Origin of the sequence: Streptomyces sp. KL109B (assembly GCF_030766935.1) — a bacterium.
GTDB lineage: Bacteria > Actinomycetota > Actinomycetes > Streptomycetales > Streptomycetaceae > Streptomyces.
In genome coordinates, this window is sequence record NZ_JASERL010000015.1 from 212,017 (window position 1) to 232,998 (window position 20,982).

The window sequence follows — 20,982 nt, forward strand, 5'->3', positions numbered from 1 at the left end:
ATCCGTACGGGGATCAGACGAGTGAGGCCAGCGCCTCGTTCAGGGTCTGCGACGGGCGCATGACCTTGTCGGCCTTGGCCGACTCGGGCTGGTAGTAGCCGCCGATGTCGGCCGGGGAGCCCTGGACGGCGATCAGCTCGTCGACGATCTTCTGCTCGTTCGCCGAGAGCTTCTCGGCGAGCGGCGCGAAGGCCTTGGCCAGCTCGGCGTCCTCGGTCTGCTGGGCCAGCTCCTGGGCCCAGTACAGGGCTACGTAGAAGTGGCTGCCGCGGTTGTCGATGCCGCCGAGGCGACGGGTCGGCGACTTGTCCTCGTTGAGGAAGGTGCCGGTGGCGCGGTCCAGGGTCTCGCCGAGGACCTTCGCGCGGGCGTTGTCCGTGGAGGTGGCGAGGTGCTCGAAGGAGACGGCCAGGGCGAGGAACTCACCGAGGGAGTCCCAGCGCAGGTAGTTCTCCTTGACGAGCTGCTGGACGTGCTTCGGGGCGGAGCCGCCGGCGCCCGTCTCGAAGAGGCCGCCGCCGTTCATCAGCGGGACGACCGACAGCATCTTGGCGCTGGTGCCCAGCTCCAGGATCGGGAAGAGGTCCGTCAGGTAGTCGCGCAGCACGTTGCCGGTGACCGAGATGGTGTTGAGGCCCTGGCGGATGCGCTCGACGGACAGCTTGGTGGCGTCCTCCGGGGACATGACACGGATGTCCAGGCCCTCGGTGTCGAACTCCGGCAGGTACTGCTCGACCTTCTTGATCAGCTGGGCGTCGTGGGCGCGGCCCTCGTCCAGCCAGAACACGGCCGGGTCGCCGGTGGCGCGGGCGCGCGTGACGGCGAGCTTGACCCAGTCCTTGATCGGGGCGTCCTTGGTCTGGCAGGCGCGGAAGATGTCGCCCTCGGAGACCTGCTGCTCCAGGACGACGTCGCCCGCCTGGTTGGTGACGCGGACGGTGCCGGAGGCCTTGATCTCGAAGGTCTTGTCGTGGGAGCCGTACTCCTCGGCCTTCTGCGCCATGAGGCCGACGTTCGGGACGGTGCCCATGGTCGACGGGTCGAAGGCGCCGTTGGCGCGGCAGTCGTCGATGACGGCCTGGTAGACACCGGCGTACGAGGAGTCGGGGATCACCGCGAGGGTGTCCTGCTCCTGGTCGTCCTTGTTCCACATGTGGCCGGACGTACGGATCATCGCCGGCATGGAGGCGTCGATGATGACGTCGGACGGCACGTGCAGGTTGGTGATGCCGCGGTGCGAGTCGACCATGGCCAGGTCGGGCCCCGCGGCCAGCTCGGTGTCGAAGGAGGCCTTGATCTCGGCGCCGTTCGCGAGCGTCTCGAGGCCCTTGTAGATGCCGCCGAGGCCGTCGTTCGGGGAGAGGCCCGCGGCGGCCAGGTCGGCGCCGAAGCGGGCGAAGGTCTCCGGGAAGAAGGCGCGCACGACGTGGCCGAAGATGATCGGGTCGGAGACCTTCATCATGGTGGCCTTCAGGTGCGCGGAGAACAGCACACCCTCCTCCTTCGCGCGGGCGATCTGCGCGGTGAGGAACTCGCGCAGCGGCGCGACGTGCAGCACGGAGGCGTCGACGACCTCGCCGGCGAGGACCTTGACGGACTCGCGCAGCACGGTGGTGGTGCCGTTGTCGGCGACGAGCTCGATCTTCAGCTGGTCGTCGGCCGGGACGACGGTGGACTTCTCGGTGGAGCGGAAGTCGTTCTCGCCCATGGTCGCGACGTTCGTCTTGGACTCGGCGGTCCACTTGCCCATGCGGTGCGGGTGGGCCTTGGCGTAGTTCTTCACCGAGGCGGGGGCGCGGCGGTCGGAGTTGCCCTCGCGCAGGACCGGGTTGACGGCGGAGCCCTTGACCTTGTCGTAGCGGGCGCCGACCTCGCGCTCCTCGTCCGTCTTCGGCTCGTCCGGGTAGTCCGGCAGCGCGTAGCCGTGCTCGCGCAGCTCTTCGATGGCGGCCTTGAGCTGCGAGACCGAGGCCGAGATGTTCGGCAGCTTGATGATGTTGGCCTGCGGCGTCTTGGCCAGCTCGCCGAGCTCGGCGAGGGCGTCCGGGACGCGCTGCTCCTCGGTGAGGTACTCGGGGAACTGGGCGAGGATGCGCCCGGCCAGGGAGATGTCGCGGGTCTCGACGCCGACGCCGGCGGTGGACGCGTAGGCCTCGATGACCGGCAGGAAGGAATACGTCGCGAGGGCCGGGGCCTCGTCTGTGTGCGTGTAAATGATGGTCGAGTCAGTCACCGGGTGCTCCGCTTCCACGTCTTCCACGTCGTCTGCAGTCTTGAGTCTTGTCTCTGATTGCTCGACATCAAGATATCTCGTCGGCGCCCCGGATCGGAAAGGGGTCCGCCCGCCAAGATCGCGGATGGCCGGGTGGAGGGGTGTGGGTGGCCGGGTGGAAGGGTGTGGGTGGCCGGGTGGAAGGGGTTATGCCGGGACGCAGACCGTGAGCCACTCGGCGTCCCGGGCCCGGTAGCCATGGCGCTGCCGCAGCCCGGCCACGATCGCCGGGACGTGTCCGGCTCCGTAGACGACGGCCACCCGCAGCGCTTCGGTGTGGTGCGCGGCGTGGATCGCGTCGAGCGCGTCGAGCAGCCGAAGGTCGCGCCTGTCACTCATGGCTTTCACGATCGCGTTGTCGGCCCGCTCCTCCGCCCGTGCCGTCGTCGCCAGGTCGCCGACCTCCAGGTCCTCGTCGAGGAAGGCGCGCGGCCCGCGCACCGCGAACACCAGGCCCATCACGGGCGCCGCGACCAGCAGCATCAGATACTCCCACCGCGGCAACGCCTTCAGGTCCGCGACCGCCTCCGCCGCGGTCACATCCGGGCGGACGACCGGCACGGACTCGGGGAGCAGCAGGTCGGCGCGCTGCAACTGCAGGCCGTTGCGACTCCAGCGAGGGGCGAACCGGTAGGCGAGCGTCAGCGTGCTCACCACGGCCGACTTCCCGCGGATGCCCTCCATGACGACGAGGTCGCAGTCCCGCAGCCGCCGCCGGACCTGGGCGTAGAACGTCGGCGACGCGACGTGCAGCATCGGAAACACCACGAACTCCAGCGGCGTTCCGCTCCTCCGCAACGTCACCACCGCGGATCGGACAGCGAACCCGGTCACCTCAACGATCTGCACGACACCCCCCGTGTACGTACCCGGTACACGCCCCCGCCCGCACCTTCGGTTCCGGCCTCCATCCGACGGCTCCGGCCTTCATCCGACGGCTCCGGCAATTCAATCCCCCGCGGCCCATCAAGCGGCTCCGGCAATTCAAGCCCCTGCGGCGATTGAGCAGCGGGGTCCGGGGCAGAGCCCCGATCTTTCACCCCGTGGAGCCGGAAGACCCACCGGCCCACGCCAGCAACTCCCCCGCCGCCCACGTGGACACGACCCGCTCCGCAGGAACCCCACACTCCTCCGCCCGCGCACACCCGAACAACTGCCAGTCCAACTGCCCGGGGGCATGCGCATCGGTGTCGATGGCGAACAAGGTCCCGGCCGCGACGGCCTTACGCAGCAACCTCCGCGGCGGATCAAGCCGCTCCGGCCGACTGTTGATCTCCACGGCCGTCCCGGCATCCGCACACGCCGCGAACACCTCCTCCGCGTCGAACGTCGACTCGGGCCGCCCCTTGCCGGTGACGAGGCGCCCGGTGCAGTGACCGAGGATGTCGGCGTGCGGATTGCGCACGGCGGCCACCAAGCGGCGCGTCATCGCGGCGGCGTCCATCCGCAGCTTGGAGTGGACCGAGACGACGACCACGTCGAGGCGTTCCAACAGCTCGGGCTCCTGGTCGAGCGAACCGTCGTCGAGGATGTCGCACTCGATGCCGGTGAGCAGCCGGAACGGCGCCCAGGTCGCGTTGAGTTCGGCCACCACGTCCAACTGCTCGCGCAGCCGCTGCGGCGACAGTCCGCGCGCCACGGTCAGGCGCGGCGAGTGGTCGGTGAGCACCGCCCACTCGTGGCCGAGGTCCCGTGCCGCGCGGCCCATCTCCTCGATGGGGCTGCCGCCGTCGGACCAGTCGGAGTGCAGGTGGCAGTCGCCGCGCTGCAGCGCCCGCAGCGCGACGCCCACGTCCCCCTCGACCGGCACCGTGCGGGCGAGCTCGTCCTCCAGGTGCGTGAGGTAGTCCGGCACCTGCCCGGCGGCGGCCTCCCGCACCACGGCGGCGGTCTTGGGGCCGATGCCCTTGAGGGATTCCAGCGATCCGGCGGCGAGGTGCCGCGCGAGCTCCGCGTCGCCCAGGTCGTCGACCACGCGCGCGGCGGTGCGAAACGCGCGCACCCGATAGGTGGGCGCACCGCCGCGCTCCAGCAGGAACGCGATCCGCTCCAGCGCCCGCACGGGCTTCATCGTCGCCACCTCCGGCCGACCCCAGCCCCCTCCGCGTACGACTCAAGCCTGCCGTACAGCCAGCGGACCGGCACCCGTAGCCGCCCGTGCCCGTGGCCTGCGGTCCACGTTCGTCCGTGCCGAACGGCCACAGTCGGCCCCGAAAGTATGGTGCCCCACCACATGTGCCGCTGACCTGCGTGTTCCTACCTTGTGCCAGCACAGACACGTCCCCACCAACGCCCAACGCCTGGAAGTGGTGCACATGGCCTCCGCAGCAACCGCTCCACCAACGCCCGGGAATCTCAAGCGCATTGTCGCGGCGAGCCTCATCGGCACCACGATCGAGTGGTACGACTTCTTCCTCTACGGCAGCGCCGCGGCGCTGGTCTTCAACAAGCTCTTCTTTCCCGAGTCCGATCCCCTGGTCGGCACCCTGCTCTCCTTCCTGACGTACGCCGTCGGGTTCGCCGCGCGCCCGCTGGGCGCGCTCGTCTTCGGGCACTACGGCGACCGGCTCGGCCGCAAGAAGCTCCTGGTGGTGAGCCTGCTGATGATGGGCGGCGCCACCTTCGCCATCGGTCTGCTGCCGACCCATGCGACGGTCGGCACGGCCGCGCCGGTGCTGCTCACCGTGTTGCGCCTGGTCCAGGGCTTCGCCCTCGGCGGCGAGTGGGGCGGCGCGGTGCTCCTCGTCTCCGAGCACGGCGACGCGCGCCGCCGCGGCTTCTGGGCGTCCTGGCCGCAGACGGGGGCGCCCGCGGGACAGCTCCTCGCGACCGGTGTGCTCTCGGCGCTGACCGCGCTGATCTCGGACGCCGCGTTCGACGACTGGGGCTGGCGCATCCCGTTCCTGCTCTCCGGCGTACTCGTGCTCGTGGGTCTGTGGATACGGCTGTCCGTCGACGAATCCCCCGTCTTCAAGGAGGCGTTGGCGCGCGCCGAGGCCCGCAAGGCGGCCGCGAGCGACACCGTGGAGAAGATGCCGCTCGTCGCCGTACTGCGCCACCACTGGCGTGACGTGCTGGTCGCCATCGGCGCGCGGATGGCCGAGAACATCAGCTACTACGTCATCACCGCCTTCATCCTCGTGTACGCCACCACCTCGGCCGGCGTCTCGAAGCAGACCGCGCTGAACGCCGTACTCATCGCGTCCGCCGTGCACTTCGCGGTGATCCCCGCCTGGGGCGCCCTCTCCGACCGGGTCGGCCGCAGGCCCGTGTATCTGCTGGGCGCGGCGGGCGTCGGCCTGTGGATGTTCCCGTTCTTCTCGCTGATCGACTCGGCGGACTTCGGCGGCCTGCTCCTCGCGGTGACCGTCGGCCTGGTGCTGCACGGCGCCATGTACGCACCGCAGGCCGCGTTCTTCTCCGAGATGTTCGCGACGCGGATGCGGTACTCCGGGGCCTCGATCGGCGCGCAGTTCGCCTCGGTGGCGGCGGGCGCGCCCGCGCCGCTCATCGCCACGGCGCTGCTGTCCGAGTACGGCTCCTCGACGCCGATCGCCCTGTACGTCGTCGCGGCCGCGCTGCTGACGCTGATCGCGGTCGGCGTGGCCAAGGAGACCCGGCACCGCGACCTGTCCGACCTCGACGCCGACGCCGGTGCCGGTGCCGGTGCCGGTGCCGGGCACGGGGTCGGCGGCGGGGCGGCGCCGTCCGATCGGCCCTCCGGCGCGCACCGCGTGTGACATCGAGGGCCTGACGTGCCGCCTGCCCGGTCCGCCGACGGCACGTCAGGCTCCCGCGTGCAGGTGCGCCGCCCACAGGGAGGGAAGCGCCGGGTACTGGTCGCGCACGGCACGGGTCGCGCGGTGGAGCGCTTCGGCCGCCTCGGCGACGTTCAGGGAGCCGTGGTCCGCGTGCAAGGAGCGGTAGAAGTGCTCGGCCACCTCCACCGCGATCATGTCGTCGACCTCCCACAGGGTGCCGATGACGTGCGGATAGCCGACGAGTTGGAACGCGGCGGCCAGGTGGATCGCCTCGTCCGCGAGGCCGTCGGTGTTGGTCACCGCCGTGCTGCAGGCGGACAGATAGGCCAGCTCTACCTGGTCGAGCCGGACCGGGGCGAGACTGGCCACGGTCAGCGGGTCGCTGTCGTGGTCGTGCAGCAGCAGTCGGCTCCGGGAGGGGTCGACCACGTCGTTGGCCCCGTGGCAGGCGAAGTGCGCGATCTGGCAGCCGGGCAGCCGTGACAGCACGTTCCGCTTCGTCGGCAGCGGAGCGGACGGCTGCGTGCCGGGGGCAGGCTCCGCCAGCAGGACCGGGTGGAAGAGGTGCGCGCCGATCCGGTCGACCTCGGTCGGCACATTGCGCAGCTCCCCCGGCACGCCCGGGGTGGTGGGCATCGCCACGATCAGTGCCCTGGCCGGACCGGTCGGCGCGGACGGCCTGCGCCGCGCGTGCCGCAGGGCCTGGACGGTGGGCGTGTACGAGGAGACGACCCGGTCCATGACGGTGTCGCGCGGAGCGTCGCCGACGAGGTCCGTGTGGTGCTCGGTGGGGGCCCTGTGGTGCCCGGCGGGGTCCATGTGGTGCCCGGCGGCGTGCACGGGGAGCAGGCTGAGCAGTCCTCCCGGCATCCACCACACGCGCGGCCACGCGTCCTGGTCGGCCGGGGTGGTGAGGTGTCCGAGCGCCCGCAGCACGGGTTCGGCGGCGCTGTCCCAGAGCCAGGCAAGGACCGCGTGGATGGCGGCCTGGGCACCGCGCCGCGCCGCGGGCTCCGCCGCCCGGTCGGCGCAGACCCGCAGCGCCGAATAGAAGGCGTCGACCTGCTCCCGCAGGGTGTCGTGGCGCAGCTCCGGAAGGCGGACCGCCCTGATGCCGGCGTCGGTGAGCAGGAGGGCGTCGCTGCGGTAGCGGCTCACGTTGAACGCGACGACGGGGCCGTGCGCGGCCTCGGCGAGCAGCTCGTCGACGGCGGGCGGCAGCCCGAACGACGCGAACCCGTCCTGGGACCGGATCTCGCTCAGTGTCGCGGCGAGTTCGTCGGCCGTCCGGTGGCGCTCCTGGGGAGCGCTGGGGCGGTCCCCGGGAGGCTGGTCGAGCAGGTCTCGCAGGCGCGCGTACCGTTCGGCGAGTTCGGGGTGCCGTTCCCGCAGGCCGGTGTGGTCCTCGCGGGCGTTGAGCGCGCGGCCGAGGAGCACGCCGCGGCCCGCCTCCAGGAGGCGCAGCGCGCGCTTGGCCCGCTCCTGCTCCGTGCCGGGCGCCGCTGCGAGGGCCAGCGCGGCGGCGTCGGCCGCGAGTCCCGCGGCGCCCCGCAGCGCGTACTGCACCTCGCCGCGCCGCAATTGGTCCGGGGCCACGTCCGGCAGCAGTCGTACGGCGTGTTCCAGCAGTTCCGCGGCGCGTGCCGGGGCGGTCCTGCCGATCATGGACGCCGCTGCGGCCGCCGCACTGATCCGCACGGAGGGGGCTCCGTACGCGAACTCGGCCGCCTCCGCGCACACGGAGAACGCCTCGTCGCGGTCGGCGGTGGCGTCCGCGCGGGCTGCCCGGCGACGCAGCATGCCTCCCAGGGCGAACAGGTTCTTGGCGCGCTGGGGGTGGTCGTCGGGGGTGTCGCGGACGGCGACCCGCACGTGGTCGATCGCCGCGTCCAGGTCGGCGGGGTCCCCGGTCAGATCGAACCGGCTCTTGAGCGCCTCGCTCAGGTTCACCGCCTGCCACGCGTGGTCGGGCTCGCCCTCCGGTGTGCCGGCCAGCGCCCGCTCGCCGCTCTCGATGGCCGATGTCAGGTCGGCGGACTCGCCGGTCGCCTCGAACCGGGACCACAGCGCGAGCGCGAGGTTGGACGTGAAGCGTGCGTGGTTGACGTGTCCGGGCGGGGTGGCCGCCACGGCGGTCCGGAAGCTCGCGATCGCCGTGTCCAGGTCCTCCGCGACGCCCGTGCGGCGGTAGCGGACCAGCAGCGCCGTCCCCAGACCCGAGCGGCGCAGGGGCAGGTCGACGTGCGACTGCGGGGTGCGGCGCAGCGCGGTCCGCGCCCTGTCGACCGCCTCGTCCACGTCGGAGAGCTCCCCGGTCTCCTCGAAGCGCATGCGCAGGACGAGCGCCAGCTCGTACAGCCGCCCCGCGTACACCCCGTGGTCCTCCGGCGTCCCTTCGAGGGCGGCCCGGCACGCCTCGATGGCCTCGTTGAGATCGGCACGCGCGCCGGTCCGCCGGAAGCGCAGCCTCAAGTGGCCTCCGAGTGCGGCCAGTTGACCGGGCCGTTCGTCGGCCCTCGCGGTCATCCGTACGGCCTTGCGGCGGTGGTCGACGGCCGCGTTCAGGTCCGCGACACGGCCGGTGGCCTCGAACCGTGTCTCGAACGCGGACGCCAAGTAGCCCAGGCAGCCCGCCAGTTCGGCACCCTCCGGGAACTGCTCCACGGCGCGCTGCCCGAGGTCGACCGCCTCCTCGATGTCGGCGGGCTCCCAGCGCAGCTCGAACCGGCGGCCCAGGAGAAGGACCAACATGGTGACGCGGCTTCGCTGGGCGGCGTCGGCGTCGGCGTCGGCGTCGGCGTCGGTGTCGGCGTCGTCGGCGTCGGCGGCGGAGCCCAGCCGCAGGGCCGTACGGCAGGCTTCGATGGCCTCGTCCAGGTCCGCGGCGGAGCCGGCGCCGGTGTACCTGTTGTTCAGCGCGGCGGCGAGCGCGTCGAGGTGTGCGGACCGCTCGTCCGGGGAGGTGGCGGCCCGCGCGGCGGCGCGGGTGGCGTCCACGGCCGGTGTCAGGTCTGCGACGTTCCCGGTGCGCTCGTAGCGCGCGCCGACGAAGCTGCCCAGAAGGCTCAGCCTGCCCAGCCGGTCGGGGTCGTCAGGGGGCGTGGCGTCGACCAGGGCGCGCAGGGTGTCGATGGCCGCGTCCAGGGAGCCGAGCGTGTCGCTCTGGTTGAACTCCGCCCAGTGGGCCAGCGCCAGCAGGTCCGTGGCGCCCGCGCGCGCCGGGTCGCCGTCCGGGAGAGCGTCGAGGATCCGTCGGCAGAGGTCCGGGAGAGCGGCGGTCACGCGTGGGTCGGCTCCCTCCTGGGCGCGTACCAGCAGACGCAGCACCACGGGTCGGGTGTCCCGCGCGGCCCAGGTCCGCACTCCTTCCGACATGGAGTCGTCACCGGCGAGGAAGCAGACGCGGTAGAGCGACATCGCGACGAGCTGCGCGGTACGCACTTGGTGTTGCGGGAGCGGCCCTGCCGCCCGGTTCAGGTGCAGCCAGGCGAGACAGGCCCGCAGCTGTACGGCGTGCTCGTCGCGAAGCAGCCGCGCGACCTGGTCCGCGATGGCTTCCATGCCGCCGCCGGGCAGCACTTCGACGTCCGCGGGCACGAGGTCCGCGGCGGCCTCGATCCTGGCGATGGCGTCGTCCAGGTCGGCGCGGGAGCGGGTCGCCTCGTACTTCGTCTGCAGCACGGCCGCCAAGTTGCGTACGTACATGGTGCGTTGGCCGCTGTCGCGGGGTGTCGTCTCCAGGACCGACGCGATGGTCGCGACGGCGGCGTCGAGTTCCGGCACCTGTTTGGTGCTCTCGAAGCGGGACCGGTGCATGTGGGTGAGGTTCGACAGGTACGCCGGCCGCTGCGGGTCGTCGGGGGGATCGAGTGCCACGGCCTCCCGGATGGCTCGCAGCGCCTCCTCGATGTCGTCGCGGTCCTTGGTGCGCTGGAACCTCGTGTCCAACAGGGCCGCCAGGTTGGACAGTTGGTTGGCCCGCGCCCGCGCGTCGGGGACGGCGATGGCCACGGCGGCCCTGCCGCAGTCGATGGCCTCGTCCAGGTCGGCGGCCGGTCCCGCGGCCAGGAAGCGGTCCCTCAGGAGCACGCCGAGCAGCACCAGGTGCTCGGCCCGGTCGGGGGTGTCGGTCCGGCCCAGCTCCACGGCGGCGCGGGCCGCTTCGATCGCCGCGTCCCGGTCGGCGGGCGACGTGGTGTGCTGCGCGCGCATGTGGTGCGCGATGGCCAGGTCGTGGAGGAAGGACGCGCGCCGTGGGGCGCCGCCCGCCGCGGCCACCGCGCGCTCCAGGGTGGAGATCGCGGAGTCGAGGTCGCCCGCCGCCGCGCGGGCCGTGAACCGGTCCCGGAACATCCGGCCGAGGTTGGCGAGCGCGCCCGCGCGTGGCGGGCTGTCCTCGGGCAGCGCCGCGACGGCGGCCGACCCGGCCTCGATCGCCGCGTCGAAGTCCTCGGCGGACCCGGTGGTGGCGGACCGGATCTGCAGGAACGCCGCCAGGTTGGACAGGAACATGCCGTTGAGCGGGTGTCCGTCCGTTGCCGCGGCGACGGCGGCGCGGGCCGTCGCGATCGCCTCGTCCAGATCCGCGGGTGCGCCGCTGTGCGCGTGGCGTTGCCGCAGAGCGTTGGCGAGGCTGGACAGTCGCCCGCAGCGGTTGGGGAACTCCTCTGGGGTCACCTCCACCGCGGTTCGTAGGAGCGCGACGCCCTTCTCGATGTCGGCGGCCGCCTTGTGGCGCTCGTACCGGACCGTGAGCATCATCCCGAGGTTGGCGAGCGCCGAGGGGTCCCCGGCCTCGACGGTCAGGGCCCGCTCGGTGGCGGCGACGGCGGCGTTCAGATCGGCGTCCCCGCCGTCCCGGTCGTAGCGGATCCGCAGCGCGTTGCCGAGGCTCGTGAGGCAGCCGGCGAGCGCGTACCGCGCCGCCTCGGCGTGCGCCACGGCCGCCTCCAGCACGGCGATCCCCCGGTCGAGGTCGGAGGGGACGCCGGAGCGTTCGTACCGGGTCTGCAGCATGACGCCGATGTTGCAGAGCACGCTGCCCCGCATCGGGTGGTCCGGGGACACGGCGCCGACCGCTTCGTCGGTGGCGACGATCGCCGAGTCCAGGTCGGCCAGCGTCCCGGAGATCAGGAACCGCTGGCGCAGCACGGCCCCCAGGTTGGACAGCCGCGCCCATTTCTCCGGGCTGCCCTCCGGCGTCGCCTGGACGATCCTTCGGCACAGGCCGACAAGCTCGGTGATCCGCCGGGCGTCCATGCCGTCGTCGAGCCGTTCGAGGAGGGCGTCGGCGATCGGTACCGCGCGGGCCGCGACGGTCGGAAGGAGCGGGCCCGGCATCCGGTCGACACCGGCTCCGTGCACGAAGGCCGTGGTCAACATCGCGACGGCGGAGGCGAGTTCCGCTTCGCTCGCCGCCTCGGGCAGGGCCTCTGCGCGGTGCCAGTGCAGCCAGCCGAGCGCGCACCGGGCGTCGGGGTCCGCCCCGGTGCCGATCGCCTCCGCGAGTTCGCGCGCCTCGGTCTCCGCCGCGGGCTCCAGCACCGCGGGTGGTGTCCCCGCGTCGGAGGCCCGTTCCAGCCGGGCCCGCACCGCGGCAAGTCCTGTGTCCCGTACGGCCATTGTTTCCACCCCGTGCGTTCGTAGGGAATCCAGGGCCTGTCGTTTGGATCAGGCTCTAGTCCGGCGCGGCCCCGCCCCTCAGGTGGGAGCTGAGCGCGGCTCCCGCTTCGGGTGGGAGTACGCCGGTGTGTTCGATGCCGAGCTGTTGGGCGAGCGCGCCGGCGTGCAGCCGGGTCACCGCTTCGACGGTCTGGGCGTACGCCTCCAGGGCGAGGCGCAGCCGCTTGCGGGCGGTGACGGCCATGACGGCGGCGACGACCGCGGCGGGCCACCACCACCAGGCGAGCAGCCCGTACGGCACGGCCCAACCGCCGAGCGCCGCCGCCGCGCTGACGGCTTCTCGGCCCGCGGTGACCTCGCCGCGGGTCTCCTGCGGGACGTGGAACCACAGCACAGGCCACACCACGGCCAGGTCGAGGCGCAGATCGCGGTCGAGGCGGAGGGCGACGGCGTGCAGGCGGTCGCCGCTCCAGGTGGGCCGCTCCGGTCGCTCCTGCGCGATGCGTGTCATGGCGTGGTGGGCGACGTGCCGCTCGCTGTGGTCGAAGGGGGTGCGGGTCGCCAGCGCGCGTGCCGCGGCGTTCCGCGCGCCGTGGTAGCGCTCTCGCGCCGCGGACCAGCGCCGTCTGCGCCACTCGACGCGGGCCGCGACGGGTCGGCGCAGCGGTCTCGGCAGCGACCGCCACCCGGCGGCCAGCACGGCCCGTTCGACGAACGAGCCGAGTGCCTGGGCCCACAGGCCGACGGCCGCCGCGCCGAGGAGGACGGCGGCGAGGAGCACGACCTGCCCGCCGAGCGTGGTCGCCGCGGGGGCCTTGGCCCACTCGGTGACCTGTGCGGTCAGCCGGTGCACGGCGAACGGGTCCCGCTGCCCGAGCACCCGTGCCGCTGCCGCCACCGCCAGGTACAGGACGCCGGGCAGTACCAGCAGGGACAGCCACCGTTCGGCGAGCCGTTTGCCGAGCTCGCCGAGGAATCCCCCCATCACGGCAGCCGCTGTCGCAGCAGGGGCCGGCCGTTGACCTCGCACACGGGTGCCTCGCCGACCCGGTCGGCCCACACGTACCGGGAGCAGAGGCCGGACGGGCACACGTGCGCGCTCTCCGTCGGCACCGGGGAGAGCCCCGCCACGGCCGCACCGGGGTCGCGGCGCGGGTGCGATCCGCCGTACACCCCGAGTACGTCCCCGGTCGCCCGGATCGCCCGGTGCAGCGCGTCGAGCGGCTCGCGCAGATCCCGCCCGGCCCGAGCGGCTCCGAGCACCTCGTCAAGGAGCGTGGCGGCGCCGCCCAGGTCCTCCCGGAGCCGGTCCGTCTCTCCGCAGACGTGTGCCAACCCGTCGCTCACCAGATCGTCCGCCGAAGACGACATCGGCCCCACCCCCGTCCCCTCGTACCGTCGCGTCCCGCACGCGCCGCGTTGTCCATAGTGCCACTCGGGTCATGTCGTCGATCGCCGGTCAACACCCCTTGGCGTCATGGGCGTTGACGCTCATGACCGGCTCACGACCGGCTCATGACCGGCCGGGGTCCGCCAGCCGGTGCAGCCGCAGGGCGAGTTGGATCTCAAGGGCGCGTTCCGGCGCCTGCCAGTCCTCGCCGAGGAGGCTGCCTATCCGCTCCAGGCGCTGCGCGACCGTGTTCACGTGCACGTGCAGCGCGTCCTTCGTCCTGGCCGGGCTCATGCCGGACGCGAAGTAGGCGTCGAGGGTGCGCAGCAGGTCGGTGCCTCTGCGCTCGTCGTAGGAGGTGACGGCACCGATGGTGCGGGTGACGAACCCGGCGACGTCCCTGCTGTCGGCGAGCAGCAGCCCGAGGAAGCCGAAGTCCTCGGCCGCCGCGCCCTGTCCCGCTCTGCCGAGCAGCCGCAGCGAGTCGAGGCAGCGCTGCGCCTCGGCGTAGGCGGCTGCCGCCCGCTCGGCGCGCTCGGCCAGCTCGGCGACCGGGGCGGACGCGCCCACGGTGACGCTCTCGTGGACGGTCTCGGAGAGTCTGCTCGCGACGTGTGCGGCAAGCGCGGACGCGTTGGTGGCGTACAACGGCAGCAGCAGGACGGTGCCGCCGTCGCGCGGGGCGGCCAGTCCGTGCCGGGTCGCCGCGAGGTGGCCCGCGGCGGAGCCCAGGCGGCGGCGCGCGGCCGCCTCCTGCTCGGCGTCCCCGGTGCCCTCCAGGCGGGCGGCGAGCACCACATGCGTCGCGTCGAGGTCGGCGTGCAGCCGCTGCGCCCGCTCGCGCAGCAGCCGCGGATCGCGGTCGCGCCCGTCCAGCAGGTCGTCCAACAGCTCGCCGCGCACCCGCTGTTCGGCCTCGGCCGCGGAGCGCCGGGCGAGCAGCAGCAGCGAGGTCACCATGGCGGCGCGCTCCAGGGTGCGCTGGTCGACCGGGTCGAGGCCGGGGTGGCCGCGCAGCACGAGAGCGCCGAGCAGTTCGCCGCCTGCGGCGACGGCCGCGACCCAGTCGTCCTCGTACCGCACCGCGTGCCCGTCGGAGCGGGACGCCTTGACGGCGCGGCAGGGCGCCGCCTCCGGGTCGGTGAACTCCACGGTTCCGTCGAGGACTTGGGAGACGGCGGCGGCCACGTCGTGCACTCCGCCGCCGCGCAGCACCAGCTCGGCGAGCCGGTCGTGCACGTCGGAGGCGCGCTCGATGACGCCGCTGCGGTCCCGGATGATCTCGTTGGCCCGCTCGAGCTCGCACAGTGCCTGCCGGGTCTCGGTGAGCAGGTTCGCGGTGTCGATGGCCGCCGCGGCGAGCGCCGCGAACGAGCCGAGCAGGGCGATCTCCTCGCGCTCGAAGATCCGGGTGCGCCGGTCGGAGGCGAACAGCACGCCGATGACCTGCGCTCCCAGCATGAGCGGGACACCGAGGATGGCGACGAGCCCTTCGTCCCGGACGCCCGCGTCGATGCTGTGGGTGTGCTGGAAGCGCACGTCCTGCCCGTAGTTGTCGGTGACGTACGGCCGCGCGGTCTGCGCGACGAGGCCGCCGAGTCCCTCGCCCATGCCGAGGCGGAGCTGCTGGAAGCGCGCCGCGACCGAGCCTTCGGTGACCCGCATGCTGGTGTCGCCCCTGACCGGGTCGTTCAGTGTCAGATAGGCGACGTCGGTGCCGAGCAGCGAGCGGGCCCGCTGGACGATGGCGTGCAGCACCGCGTCCAGGTCGCGCAGGCCCGCGAGGTCGTGCGCCGTCTCGAACAGCGCGGACAGCTCCGCCTCGCGGCGCCGCCTGCCCTCCATGTCGGCGCGCACGCGCAGCGCGAGCGCCTTGGCCGCTTCCAGTGCCGCTATCCGCTCGGGCGTCGCGCCCTCGGCCCGTGCGAGCAGCACGGGCTGTTCATAGGCGTCGGCGGAGGCGCCCCTGGCGAGCAGCTCCAGGAACGGGGCCTGCGGGTCCTCGGTGACGACCGGGCCGGAGGCGGCGGGTGAGTGCGGTTGGTGGCGCGACATGCAGACAAGCATTACCCGTCGGGCGGTCGGGCCTGCTAGGCCTGTGGACAACTCGGGTCGTCGCGGAGTCCCCGTCACTCTGCCGAGCGACCGCACTCCGTGACGAATCCTCCCAAACTCCGCAAAATTCAGGGGTTTTCAGTGGGCGGACCAGCCGCCGTCGAGAACGAGGGACGTGCCGGTCATGAACGAGGCGTGCGGCGTGCACAGATACGCGACGGCCTCGGCGACCTCGGCGGGTTCGACGAGCCGCTTGATCGCGCTGTCCTGCAGCATCACCTCGCCGAGCACCCGCTCCTCGGGGATGCCGTGCGCGGCGGCCTGGTCGGCGACCTGTCGCTCGACGAGCGGCGTGCGCACATAGCCGGGGTTCACGCAGTTCGAGGTGACGCCGTGCGCCGCCCCTTCCAGCGCGGCCGTCTTCGACAGACCTTCGAGGCCGTGCTTCGCGGCGACGTACGCCGATTTGTACGCGGAGGCCCGCAGCCCGTGCACCGACGACACGTTCACGACGCGCCCCCAGCCCTGCCCGTACATGTGCGGCAGCGCGCCGCGCAGCAGCCGGAACGGGGCCTCCAGCATTACGGTGAGGACGGTGTGGAAGACGTCGGGCGGGAACTCCTCGATGGGCCGGACCAGTTGGATTCCGGCGTTGTTCACGAGGACGTCGGTGCCGGCCGCCGCCTCCTCCGCGGCGTCGAGGTCGGTCAGGTCCAGGACGTACGGCTCGACGCCATCGGCCTCCCCTGCCAACTCCTCGAGCCCCGCCGCGTCCCGGTCCACCGCTCTGACCTTGGCGCCCGCCGCGGCGAGGCGCAGGGCACAGGCCCGGCCGATGCCACTGGCGGCGCCTGTGACGAGTGCGGTGCGGCCGCCGAGGTCCAGTTCGGGGGCGGCGGGCGTGGTCAGCGAGGTGCGCGGCGTCATGACAAGAACCCTAGGCAGTTGATCAGCGCCGCCCGATGTGGGCGGCACCCATACTTCAGCGCTCGGTCGTGGTCTCGAACCATGTGGGCCCCTCGGCCTGCGCCTGCTTGATCCGGAACATCGCGAACTCGCCGAGCGGCGGCAGCGCGTCCAGGGAGAACCAGTCGACGTCCAGCGACTCGTCGTCGTTGACGCGGGCCGCGCCACCGGTGGCCCGGCAGCGGAAGGACGTGTCCATGAACTGGCACTGGTCACCATTGGGGTACGTGACCGGCTCCAGGGCCTGCACGAGCACGACCCGCTCGACGACGCACTCGACGCCGGTCTCCTCGAAGACCTCACGCACGGCGACATCGGCGGGCTGCTCGCCCGGCTCGGGGATCCCGCCGATGATCGACCAGTTGCCGGTGTCCGCGCGCCGCCCGAGGAGCACCCGGCCCTCGTCGTCGAAGACGACGGCGCTGACTCCCGGGAGAAGCAGCAACTGGTGGCCCGCGGTGGCCCGGATCGTACGGATGAATTCAGGAGTCGCCATGCGAACGACCCTACCTGTACGCCACAACGAACCGGCAGGCCAAGGGCCCCGTCAGCCCTCCGAGCGGCGCCCCGCGCGGGCCCGTACGACGGCCCACCCCAGGCCACCGACACCGATCGCCACGAGCAGCGCCTCGGGCCACGCGCCCACGCGCGTGGCGAGCGTCTGGGAAGTGCGCTTGGGGACGTCGGCGAGCAGCGTGGCGGGCTCGAACATGCCGGTGCGCTGCTCGATGGAGCCGTCCGCCGCGATCACGGCGCTGACCCCGCTGGTGACGGGGACCATCACGGCCCTGCCGTGCTCGACGGCCCGCACCCGGTCCATGGCGAGCTGCTGGTAGGTCATCTGGCTGCGCTCGAACGTCGCGTTGTTGCTCGGCACGGACAGGATCTGCGCGCCCTCACGGACCTGGTCGCGCACCGTGTCGTCGAACGCGGCCTCGTAGCAGGTGATGTTGCCGACCTTGGTGCCCGCCATGTCGAAGACGACGGCCTTCTTGCCGGGGACGAAGTTCCCCGCCCGGTCGACGTCCTTGCTGAAGATCCGGAAGAAGCCGCGGTACGGCATGTACTCGCCGAAGGGCTGCAGATGCCGCTTGTCGTAGACGGCGCCGGGACCGGTCTTCGGGTCCCACTGGATGAGCCGGTTGCGGGGCGTGCCGTCTGCGGCGGTGACCACGGCGCCCACCGAGATCGGGGCGCCGACGGCCTGTGCGGCCTTGGTGATCTCGTCGTAGGCGTCCTGGTTGACGTACGGGTCGATGTCGGAGGAGTTCTCCGGCCACAGCACCAGGTCGGGGCGCTTGACCTCCCCGGACTTGATCTTCGCGGCGAGCTTCATGGTCTCGCGTACGTGGTAGTCGAGGACGGCGCGGCGCTGTGCGTTGAAGTCCAGGCCCATGCGCGGCACATTGCCCTGAATGAGCGCCACGCGCGCGGTGCCCGCCTCGGCGGAGGTCGCCACGAAGGGCATCACGACCGCTCCGGCGACGATCGGGGCGACGGTGAACGCGGCCGCGGCGGCGAGCTTCCCGTCCTTCCAGTTGCCCGTCGCCGCGTCGCCGGGGGCCGCGCCGCGGATCTTCCTGACGCGCAGCGCGAGAGCCCCGAGCCCGAAGCCGCACAGGACCACGCCGAAGCCGAGCAGCGGGGTGCCGCCCAGCGAGGCCAGCGGCAGGAACACGCCGCTCGGCTGCCCGAAGGCGACCTTCCCCCAGGGGAACCCGCCGAACGGGGCACGCGCGCGTAGTGCCTCGTCCGCGATCCAGATCGCACTGGCCCACAGGGGCCACAGCGGGAGGCGCGACACATAGGCGACGCCCATGCCTGCGAGTGACACGAGCAGCGCCTCCGCTGCGGCGAGCGCGAGCCACGGCAGCGGACCGACGTCGACGCCCGTCCACGACAGCAGCGGCACCAAGTAGGCGAGCCCGAAGGCGAGTCCGAGGCCGAAGCCCGCTCGCAGCCGCCGCCCGTACACGGCCACGCCGAACAGCGCGAAGGAGATCGGGGCGAGCCACGGCAGCTCCCGCGGCGGGACGCTCACGTACAGGAGCAGCCCGGCGATCACCGCGAGCGCGAGCGGCACGAACCGTCGCAGGTGGAAGCGGCGACCGGACGACTCGGCGGGCTCGTCCGACGGGGCTACGGGAGGTGCGGTGGCGGTCACCCGGGGAGTGTACGGCGCGTCGCTGTCAGCCCGACATGCCGGTTCGGCACCCACCGCAGCGGCTCCGCGCCGCATCGTTCCTGCGCAACACCGGCCCGCCGCGATCCACCAGCCGTTACCGTGTGCCCGAGTCCCGACAACGCGGCCGCGTCCGGCCCGGCGTCCGGGGCCCGTCTACGTCGGGGGGCGGCGGGTGGGTGCGACGGGGTGGTCGGCCGGTGCGGGGACGGGCGGTGCCGTGCGGCGGCACGGCGGGGCCTCCGACGCCGTGGGGGTGGCGGTTCTCGGGTGTTGCGCGGCGTGGTCGTTGATCAGCGCCACCGCCCGCGCGGGCAGGCCGGAGGGGGTGCTCCTGGCGGTGCTCGCCGTGGTCGCGGGGTATGCGTGCGGGCGGATCGGCGGGGCGCTCGTCCCGGTCGCCGCGTCCTGCGCGGTCGGGTTCGGCGGCCTGTGTCTCGCGCTCACCACCCCGTACGCGGTCCCCACCCCGGATGTCGTGACGCCGATGGGCCGGGTCGGCGCGACGGCGGCGCTGCTCGCCGTGTCGGCGGGGGCGCTGTGCTGCGCGGCGTGGTCGGCGCGGCGCCCGGCCGCGCGGGTCGTGCTGCACGTTCTGGCCGCGGGCAGCGCGGTGGTGGCCGCCGTCGTCGACTCCCCGGCCGGGATCGCGGCCTGCGTGGGCGTCGTCCTGTGCTCGCTCGCGGCGGCCCGCCTACGGAGCCGCGCGGCCGGCCTGACCGGCCTCGGTCTCACGACGGCCGTCGTGGCCGGCATCGGTGTGGCCCTCGCGAAGAACGCCCTGCCGCCGGGTCCGACGGCGTCCCTGGAGACGTGGCTGTCGCAGCGGCGGGTCCTGCTGTGGCGCGACGCCGTGCACCTTGCCGAGAACGATCCCACCCTGGGCACGGGCCCCGGCCGCTTCGAGGACCTCAGCCCGACGCTCGCGCAGTTCCCGCTCTCCGACGGCAAGCCGCACTCCGCGGTCCTCCAGGTGGCGGCCGAGCAGGGCGTCGTCGGCGTGCTGCTGCTCGCGACGGCCTACTGCTGGCTGCTGTACGTCCTGTGGCGCTCCGCGCGCTCGACGCAGGTGGTGCTGGCGGCGGGCGCCGCGCTGACCGCGGTGGCGACGATGGCGACGGTCGGCAACGCGCTCAGCTTCACGACCGTGACGGCGGGCGTGGGCCTGCTCGCGGGGATCGCCACGGCGGAGCCCCTCACGGACGCGCCACCGGACGACGAAGCGGCCGCCCCGGGGGTGTTCCGGAGCGGCCGCGACTGAGATTCATGGGCCGGGCGACCGTGTCTCGTGGGCCGGGTCCTGTGTGCGTCAGACGACCGGGCCCGCGGCGGTCGGCTTGAGCCGGTCGCGGATGTGCCGCACGGCGCTCTCCGCGTCGTCCACGGTCACCGTGAACCTGCGCCCGTCGCCGAGGTGGAGCACCACGCCCTCACCGCGCCGCACGACGACGGCCGTGCCGATCTCCGGGCGCCAGCGGTAGCCCCAGCCGCCCCACTGCCGGGGCGTGACGCGGGGCGCGAAGTCCGCCTCGACCACGTGGGCGAGCGGGATGCGGCGGCGCGGCAGGCCGACGTGGCCGCAGCGCACTTCGAGGTGGTCCTTGTCGACCTTCACGGCGACATGGAGGAAGGCGAGGGTGCCGAACAGGATGAGCAGGCCCACGGCGATCAGGCCGACCACGGACATGGCCAGGGCGAGTATCCCCGTGGCCCACGAGTTGTCCACGGCCAGTTCGATGCCCAGGGCCAGGCAGGCGAGCCCACCACAGGCCAGGAGCCACTGCACACGGTTGTGTGCGCGGCCGGTCCAGATATCGGTCGCGGGGGCGGAAGAGCGTCGCCCTGCGGGCTCGTCGGGGGCGTGTTCCCTCATGATTCGAGCCTACTCAGGTTCCGCGTTTACGGCACTGCCTTGCGGGCACGAGGGGCCGGACCAGGCGGGTTCTCAGCCCGCGTGGCTGAGCGCCCGCAGCTCGCGGCCTTCCGCGTAGGCGAGGGCCTCCTTGGGGAGCGTGTCCTCCCGGCCGCCCAGGAGGACGGTGAGCCGGCCGCGCACGCCCGGCTCCGGCTGCGGGCCCGCGCCGACCCGGCGCAGCGCCTGCGCGGCGACGGCGCCCGCGCTGCTGTGCAGGACGAGCCGGTCCGTGTCCGGCTGCTGCACGGCGTCGCGGATCCGCTCCGCGACCAGCTCGTAATGGGTGCAGCCCAGGACGACGGCCCTTACGCCACGGGGAGTGAGGGCGGCCGCGGCCTCGATGGCCCGGTCGATGCCGTCCTCGTCGGCCCACTGCACGGCGTCGGCAAGGCCGGGGCAGGGCACCTCCGTGACCTGCGCGCCGCCTCCGAAGTCCCGGATCAGCGTCTGCTGGTACGGGCTGCCGGTGGTCGCGGGCGTGGCCCAGATGGCGACCTGGCCGCCACCCGCCGCGGCGGGCTTGATGGCGGGGACGGTGCCGATGACGGGGATCCGCGGCTCGAGGCGGGCGCGCACCGCGGGCAGGGCGTGCACGGAGGCCGTGTTGCAGGCGATGATCAGCGCGTCCGGGCCCTGCGCGGCGGCGGCCTCGGCGACGGCGAGCGCCCGCTCGGTCACGTCTTCCGGGGTGCGCGGCCCCCAGGGCATGGTGCCCGGGGCGGAGGAGAGCACGAGGTCGGCGTCCGGGCGCAGGCGCCGTACCGCGGCGGCGGCCGCGAGCAGTCCGATTCCGGAGTCCATCAGCGCGATCTTCACCCG

The 20,982-nt window shown here is 73.2% G+C and carries 14 protein-coding genes; 2 read left to right on the forward strand and 12 right to left on the reverse strand.

The window, feature by feature from the left end:
- Positions 1-13 precede the first annotated feature (13 nt).
- From RBJ65_RS37000 to RBJ65_RS37010, 3 genes are all read right to left on the reverse strand, one after another.
- On the reverse strand, positions 14-2,233 hold the full coding sequence (locus RBJ65_RS37000) for an NADP-dependent isocitrate dehydrogenase (RefSeq protein WP_306319707.1): 2,220 nt from the start codon (positions 2,231-2,233) through the stop codon (positions 14-16).
- A gap of 186 nt (positions 2,234-2,419) precedes the next feature.
- Positions 2,420-3,121, reverse strand: a complete 702-nt coding sequence (locus RBJ65_RS37005; protein WP_306319706.1) for a hypothetical protein — start codon at positions 3,119-3,121, stop codon at positions 2,420-2,422.
- Between the two features lie 187 nt (positions 3,122-3,308).
- Positions 3,309-4,343: a PHP domain-containing protein gene (locus tag RBJ65_RS37010; RefSeq protein WP_306319705.1), complete on the reverse strand. Its 1,035-nt coding sequence runs from the start codon at positions 4,341-4,343 to the stop codon at positions 3,309-3,311.
- A 244-nt stretch (positions 4,344-4,587) separates the two neighbouring features.
- On the opposite strand from RBJ65_RS37010, the gene RBJ65_RS37015 reads away from it, so the two are divergent.
- Positions 4,588-6,012, forward strand: a complete 1,425-nt coding sequence (locus tag RBJ65_RS37015) for an MFS transporter (protein WP_306319704.1) — start codon at positions 4,588-4,590, stop codon at positions 6,010-6,012.
- A gap of 45 nt (positions 6,013-6,057) precedes the next feature.
- Here RBJ65_RS37015 and RBJ65_RS37020 read toward each other — a convergent pair whose 3' ends face one another.
- From RBJ65_RS37020 to lnt, 7 genes are all read right to left on the reverse strand, one after another.
- On the reverse strand, positions 6,058-11,655 hold the full coding sequence (locus RBJ65_RS37020) for a CHAT domain-containing protein (protein ID WP_306319703.1): 5,598 nt from the start codon (positions 11,653-11,655) through the stop codon (positions 6,058-6,060).
- Positions 11,656-11,710: 55 nt separating this feature from the next.
- Positions 11,711-12,640: a hypothetical protein gene (locus tag RBJ65_RS37025; RefSeq protein ID WP_306319702.1), complete on the reverse strand. Its 930-nt coding sequence runs from the start codon at positions 12,638-12,640 to the stop codon at positions 11,711-11,713.
- A complete protein-coding gene (locus tag RBJ65_RS37030) occupies positions 12,640-13,026 on the reverse strand; it encodes a hypothetical protein (protein ID WP_306319701.1) in 387 nt (128 codons plus the stop codon). Before RBJ65_RS37030 ends, RBJ65_RS37025 begins: the two co-directional genes overlap by 1 nt.
- 142 nt (positions 13,027-13,168) lie before the next feature.
- The gene (locus RBJ65_RS37035) at positions 13,169-15,100 is read right to left on the reverse strand and encodes a GAF domain-containing protein (RefSeq protein ID WP_306319700.1); all 1,932 of its coding nucleotides are present in this window, start codon (positions 15,098-15,100) and stop codon (positions 13,169-13,171) included.
- 138 nt (positions 15,101-15,238) lie between these two features.
- Positions 15,239-16,027, reverse strand: a complete 789-nt coding sequence (locus tag RBJ65_RS37040) for a 3-hydroxybutyrate dehydrogenase (protein WP_306319699.1) — start codon at positions 16,025-16,027, stop codon at positions 15,239-15,241.
- A gap of 55 nt (positions 16,028-16,082) precedes the next feature.
- A complete protein-coding gene (locus RBJ65_RS37045) occupies positions 16,083-16,562 on the reverse strand; it encodes an NUDIX domain-containing protein (protein WP_306319698.1) in 480 nt (159 codons plus the stop codon).
- Positions 16,563-16,613: 51 nt separating this feature from the next.
- Positions 16,614-18,230, reverse strand: coding sequence for an apolipoprotein N-acyltransferase (gene lnt, locus RBJ65_RS37050; RefSeq protein ID WP_306319697.1), 1,617 nt, complete (start codon positions 18,228-18,230; stop codon positions 16,614-16,616).
- A gap of 193 nt (positions 18,231-18,423) precedes the next feature.
- Between lnt and RBJ65_RS37055 the strand changes: the two genes are divergently transcribed.
- Positions 18,424-19,509, forward strand: coding sequence for an O-antigen ligase (locus tag RBJ65_RS37055; protein WP_306319696.1), 1,086 nt, complete (start codon positions 18,424-18,426; stop codon positions 19,507-19,509).
- A gap of 48 nt (positions 19,510-19,557) precedes the next feature.
- On the opposite strand, the gene RBJ65_RS37060 is transcribed toward RBJ65_RS37055, so the two are convergent.
- Complete coding sequence (locus tag RBJ65_RS37060) at positions 19,558-20,121, reverse strand: hypothetical protein (protein WP_306319695.1); 564 nt, start codon at positions 20,119-20,121, stop codon at positions 19,558-19,560.
- Between the two features lie 72 nt (positions 20,122-20,193).
- Positions 20,194-20,979 (reverse strand): glutamate racemase, encoded by a 786-nt coding sequence (locus tag RBJ65_RS37065; protein WP_306319694.1) that lies wholly within the window; start codon positions 20,977-20,979, stop codon positions 20,194-20,196.
- Between the last annotated feature and the right edge of the window lie 3 nt (positions 20,980-20,982).

Excerpts from the sequence above, each read along its gene's own strand:
- RBJ65_RS37040 (WP_306319699.1), bottom strand. The coding sequence starts at position 16,027 with ATGACGCCGCGCACCTCGCTGACCACGCCCGCCGCCCCCGAACTGGAC.
- RBJ65_RS37010 (WP_306319705.1), bottom strand. The coding sequence starts at position 4,343 with ATGAAGCCCGTGCGGGCGCTGGAGCGGATCGCGTTCCTGCTGGAGCGC.
- RBJ65_RS37035 (WP_306319700.1), bottom strand. The coding sequence starts at position 15,100 with ATGTCGCGCCACCAACCGCACTCACCCGCCGCCTCCGGCCCGGTCGTC.
- RBJ65_RS37015 (WP_306319704.1), top strand. The coding sequence starts at position 4,588 with ATGGCCTCCGCAGCAACCGCTCCACCAACGCCCGGGAATCTCAAGCGC.
- RBJ65_RS37030 (WP_306319701.1), bottom strand. The coding sequence starts at position 13,026 with ATGTCGTCTTCGGCGGACGATCTGGTGAGCGACGGGTTGGCACACGTC.
- RBJ65_RS37025 (WP_306319702.1), bottom strand. The coding sequence starts at position 12,640 with ATGGGGGGATTCCTCGGCGAGCTCGGCAAACGGCTCGCCGAACGGTGG.
- RBJ65_RS37045 (WP_306319698.1), bottom strand. The coding sequence starts at position 16,562 with ATGGCGACTCCTGAATTCATCCGTACGATCCGGGCCACCGCGGGCCAC.
- RBJ65_RS37020 (WP_306319703.1), bottom strand. The coding sequence starts at position 11,655 with ATGGCCGTACGGGACACAGGACTTGCCGCGGTGCGGGCCCGGCTGGAA.
- RBJ65_RS37060 (WP_306319695.1), bottom strand. The coding sequence starts at position 20,121 with ATGAGGGAACACGCCCCCGACGAGCCCGCAGGGCGACGCTCTTCCGCC.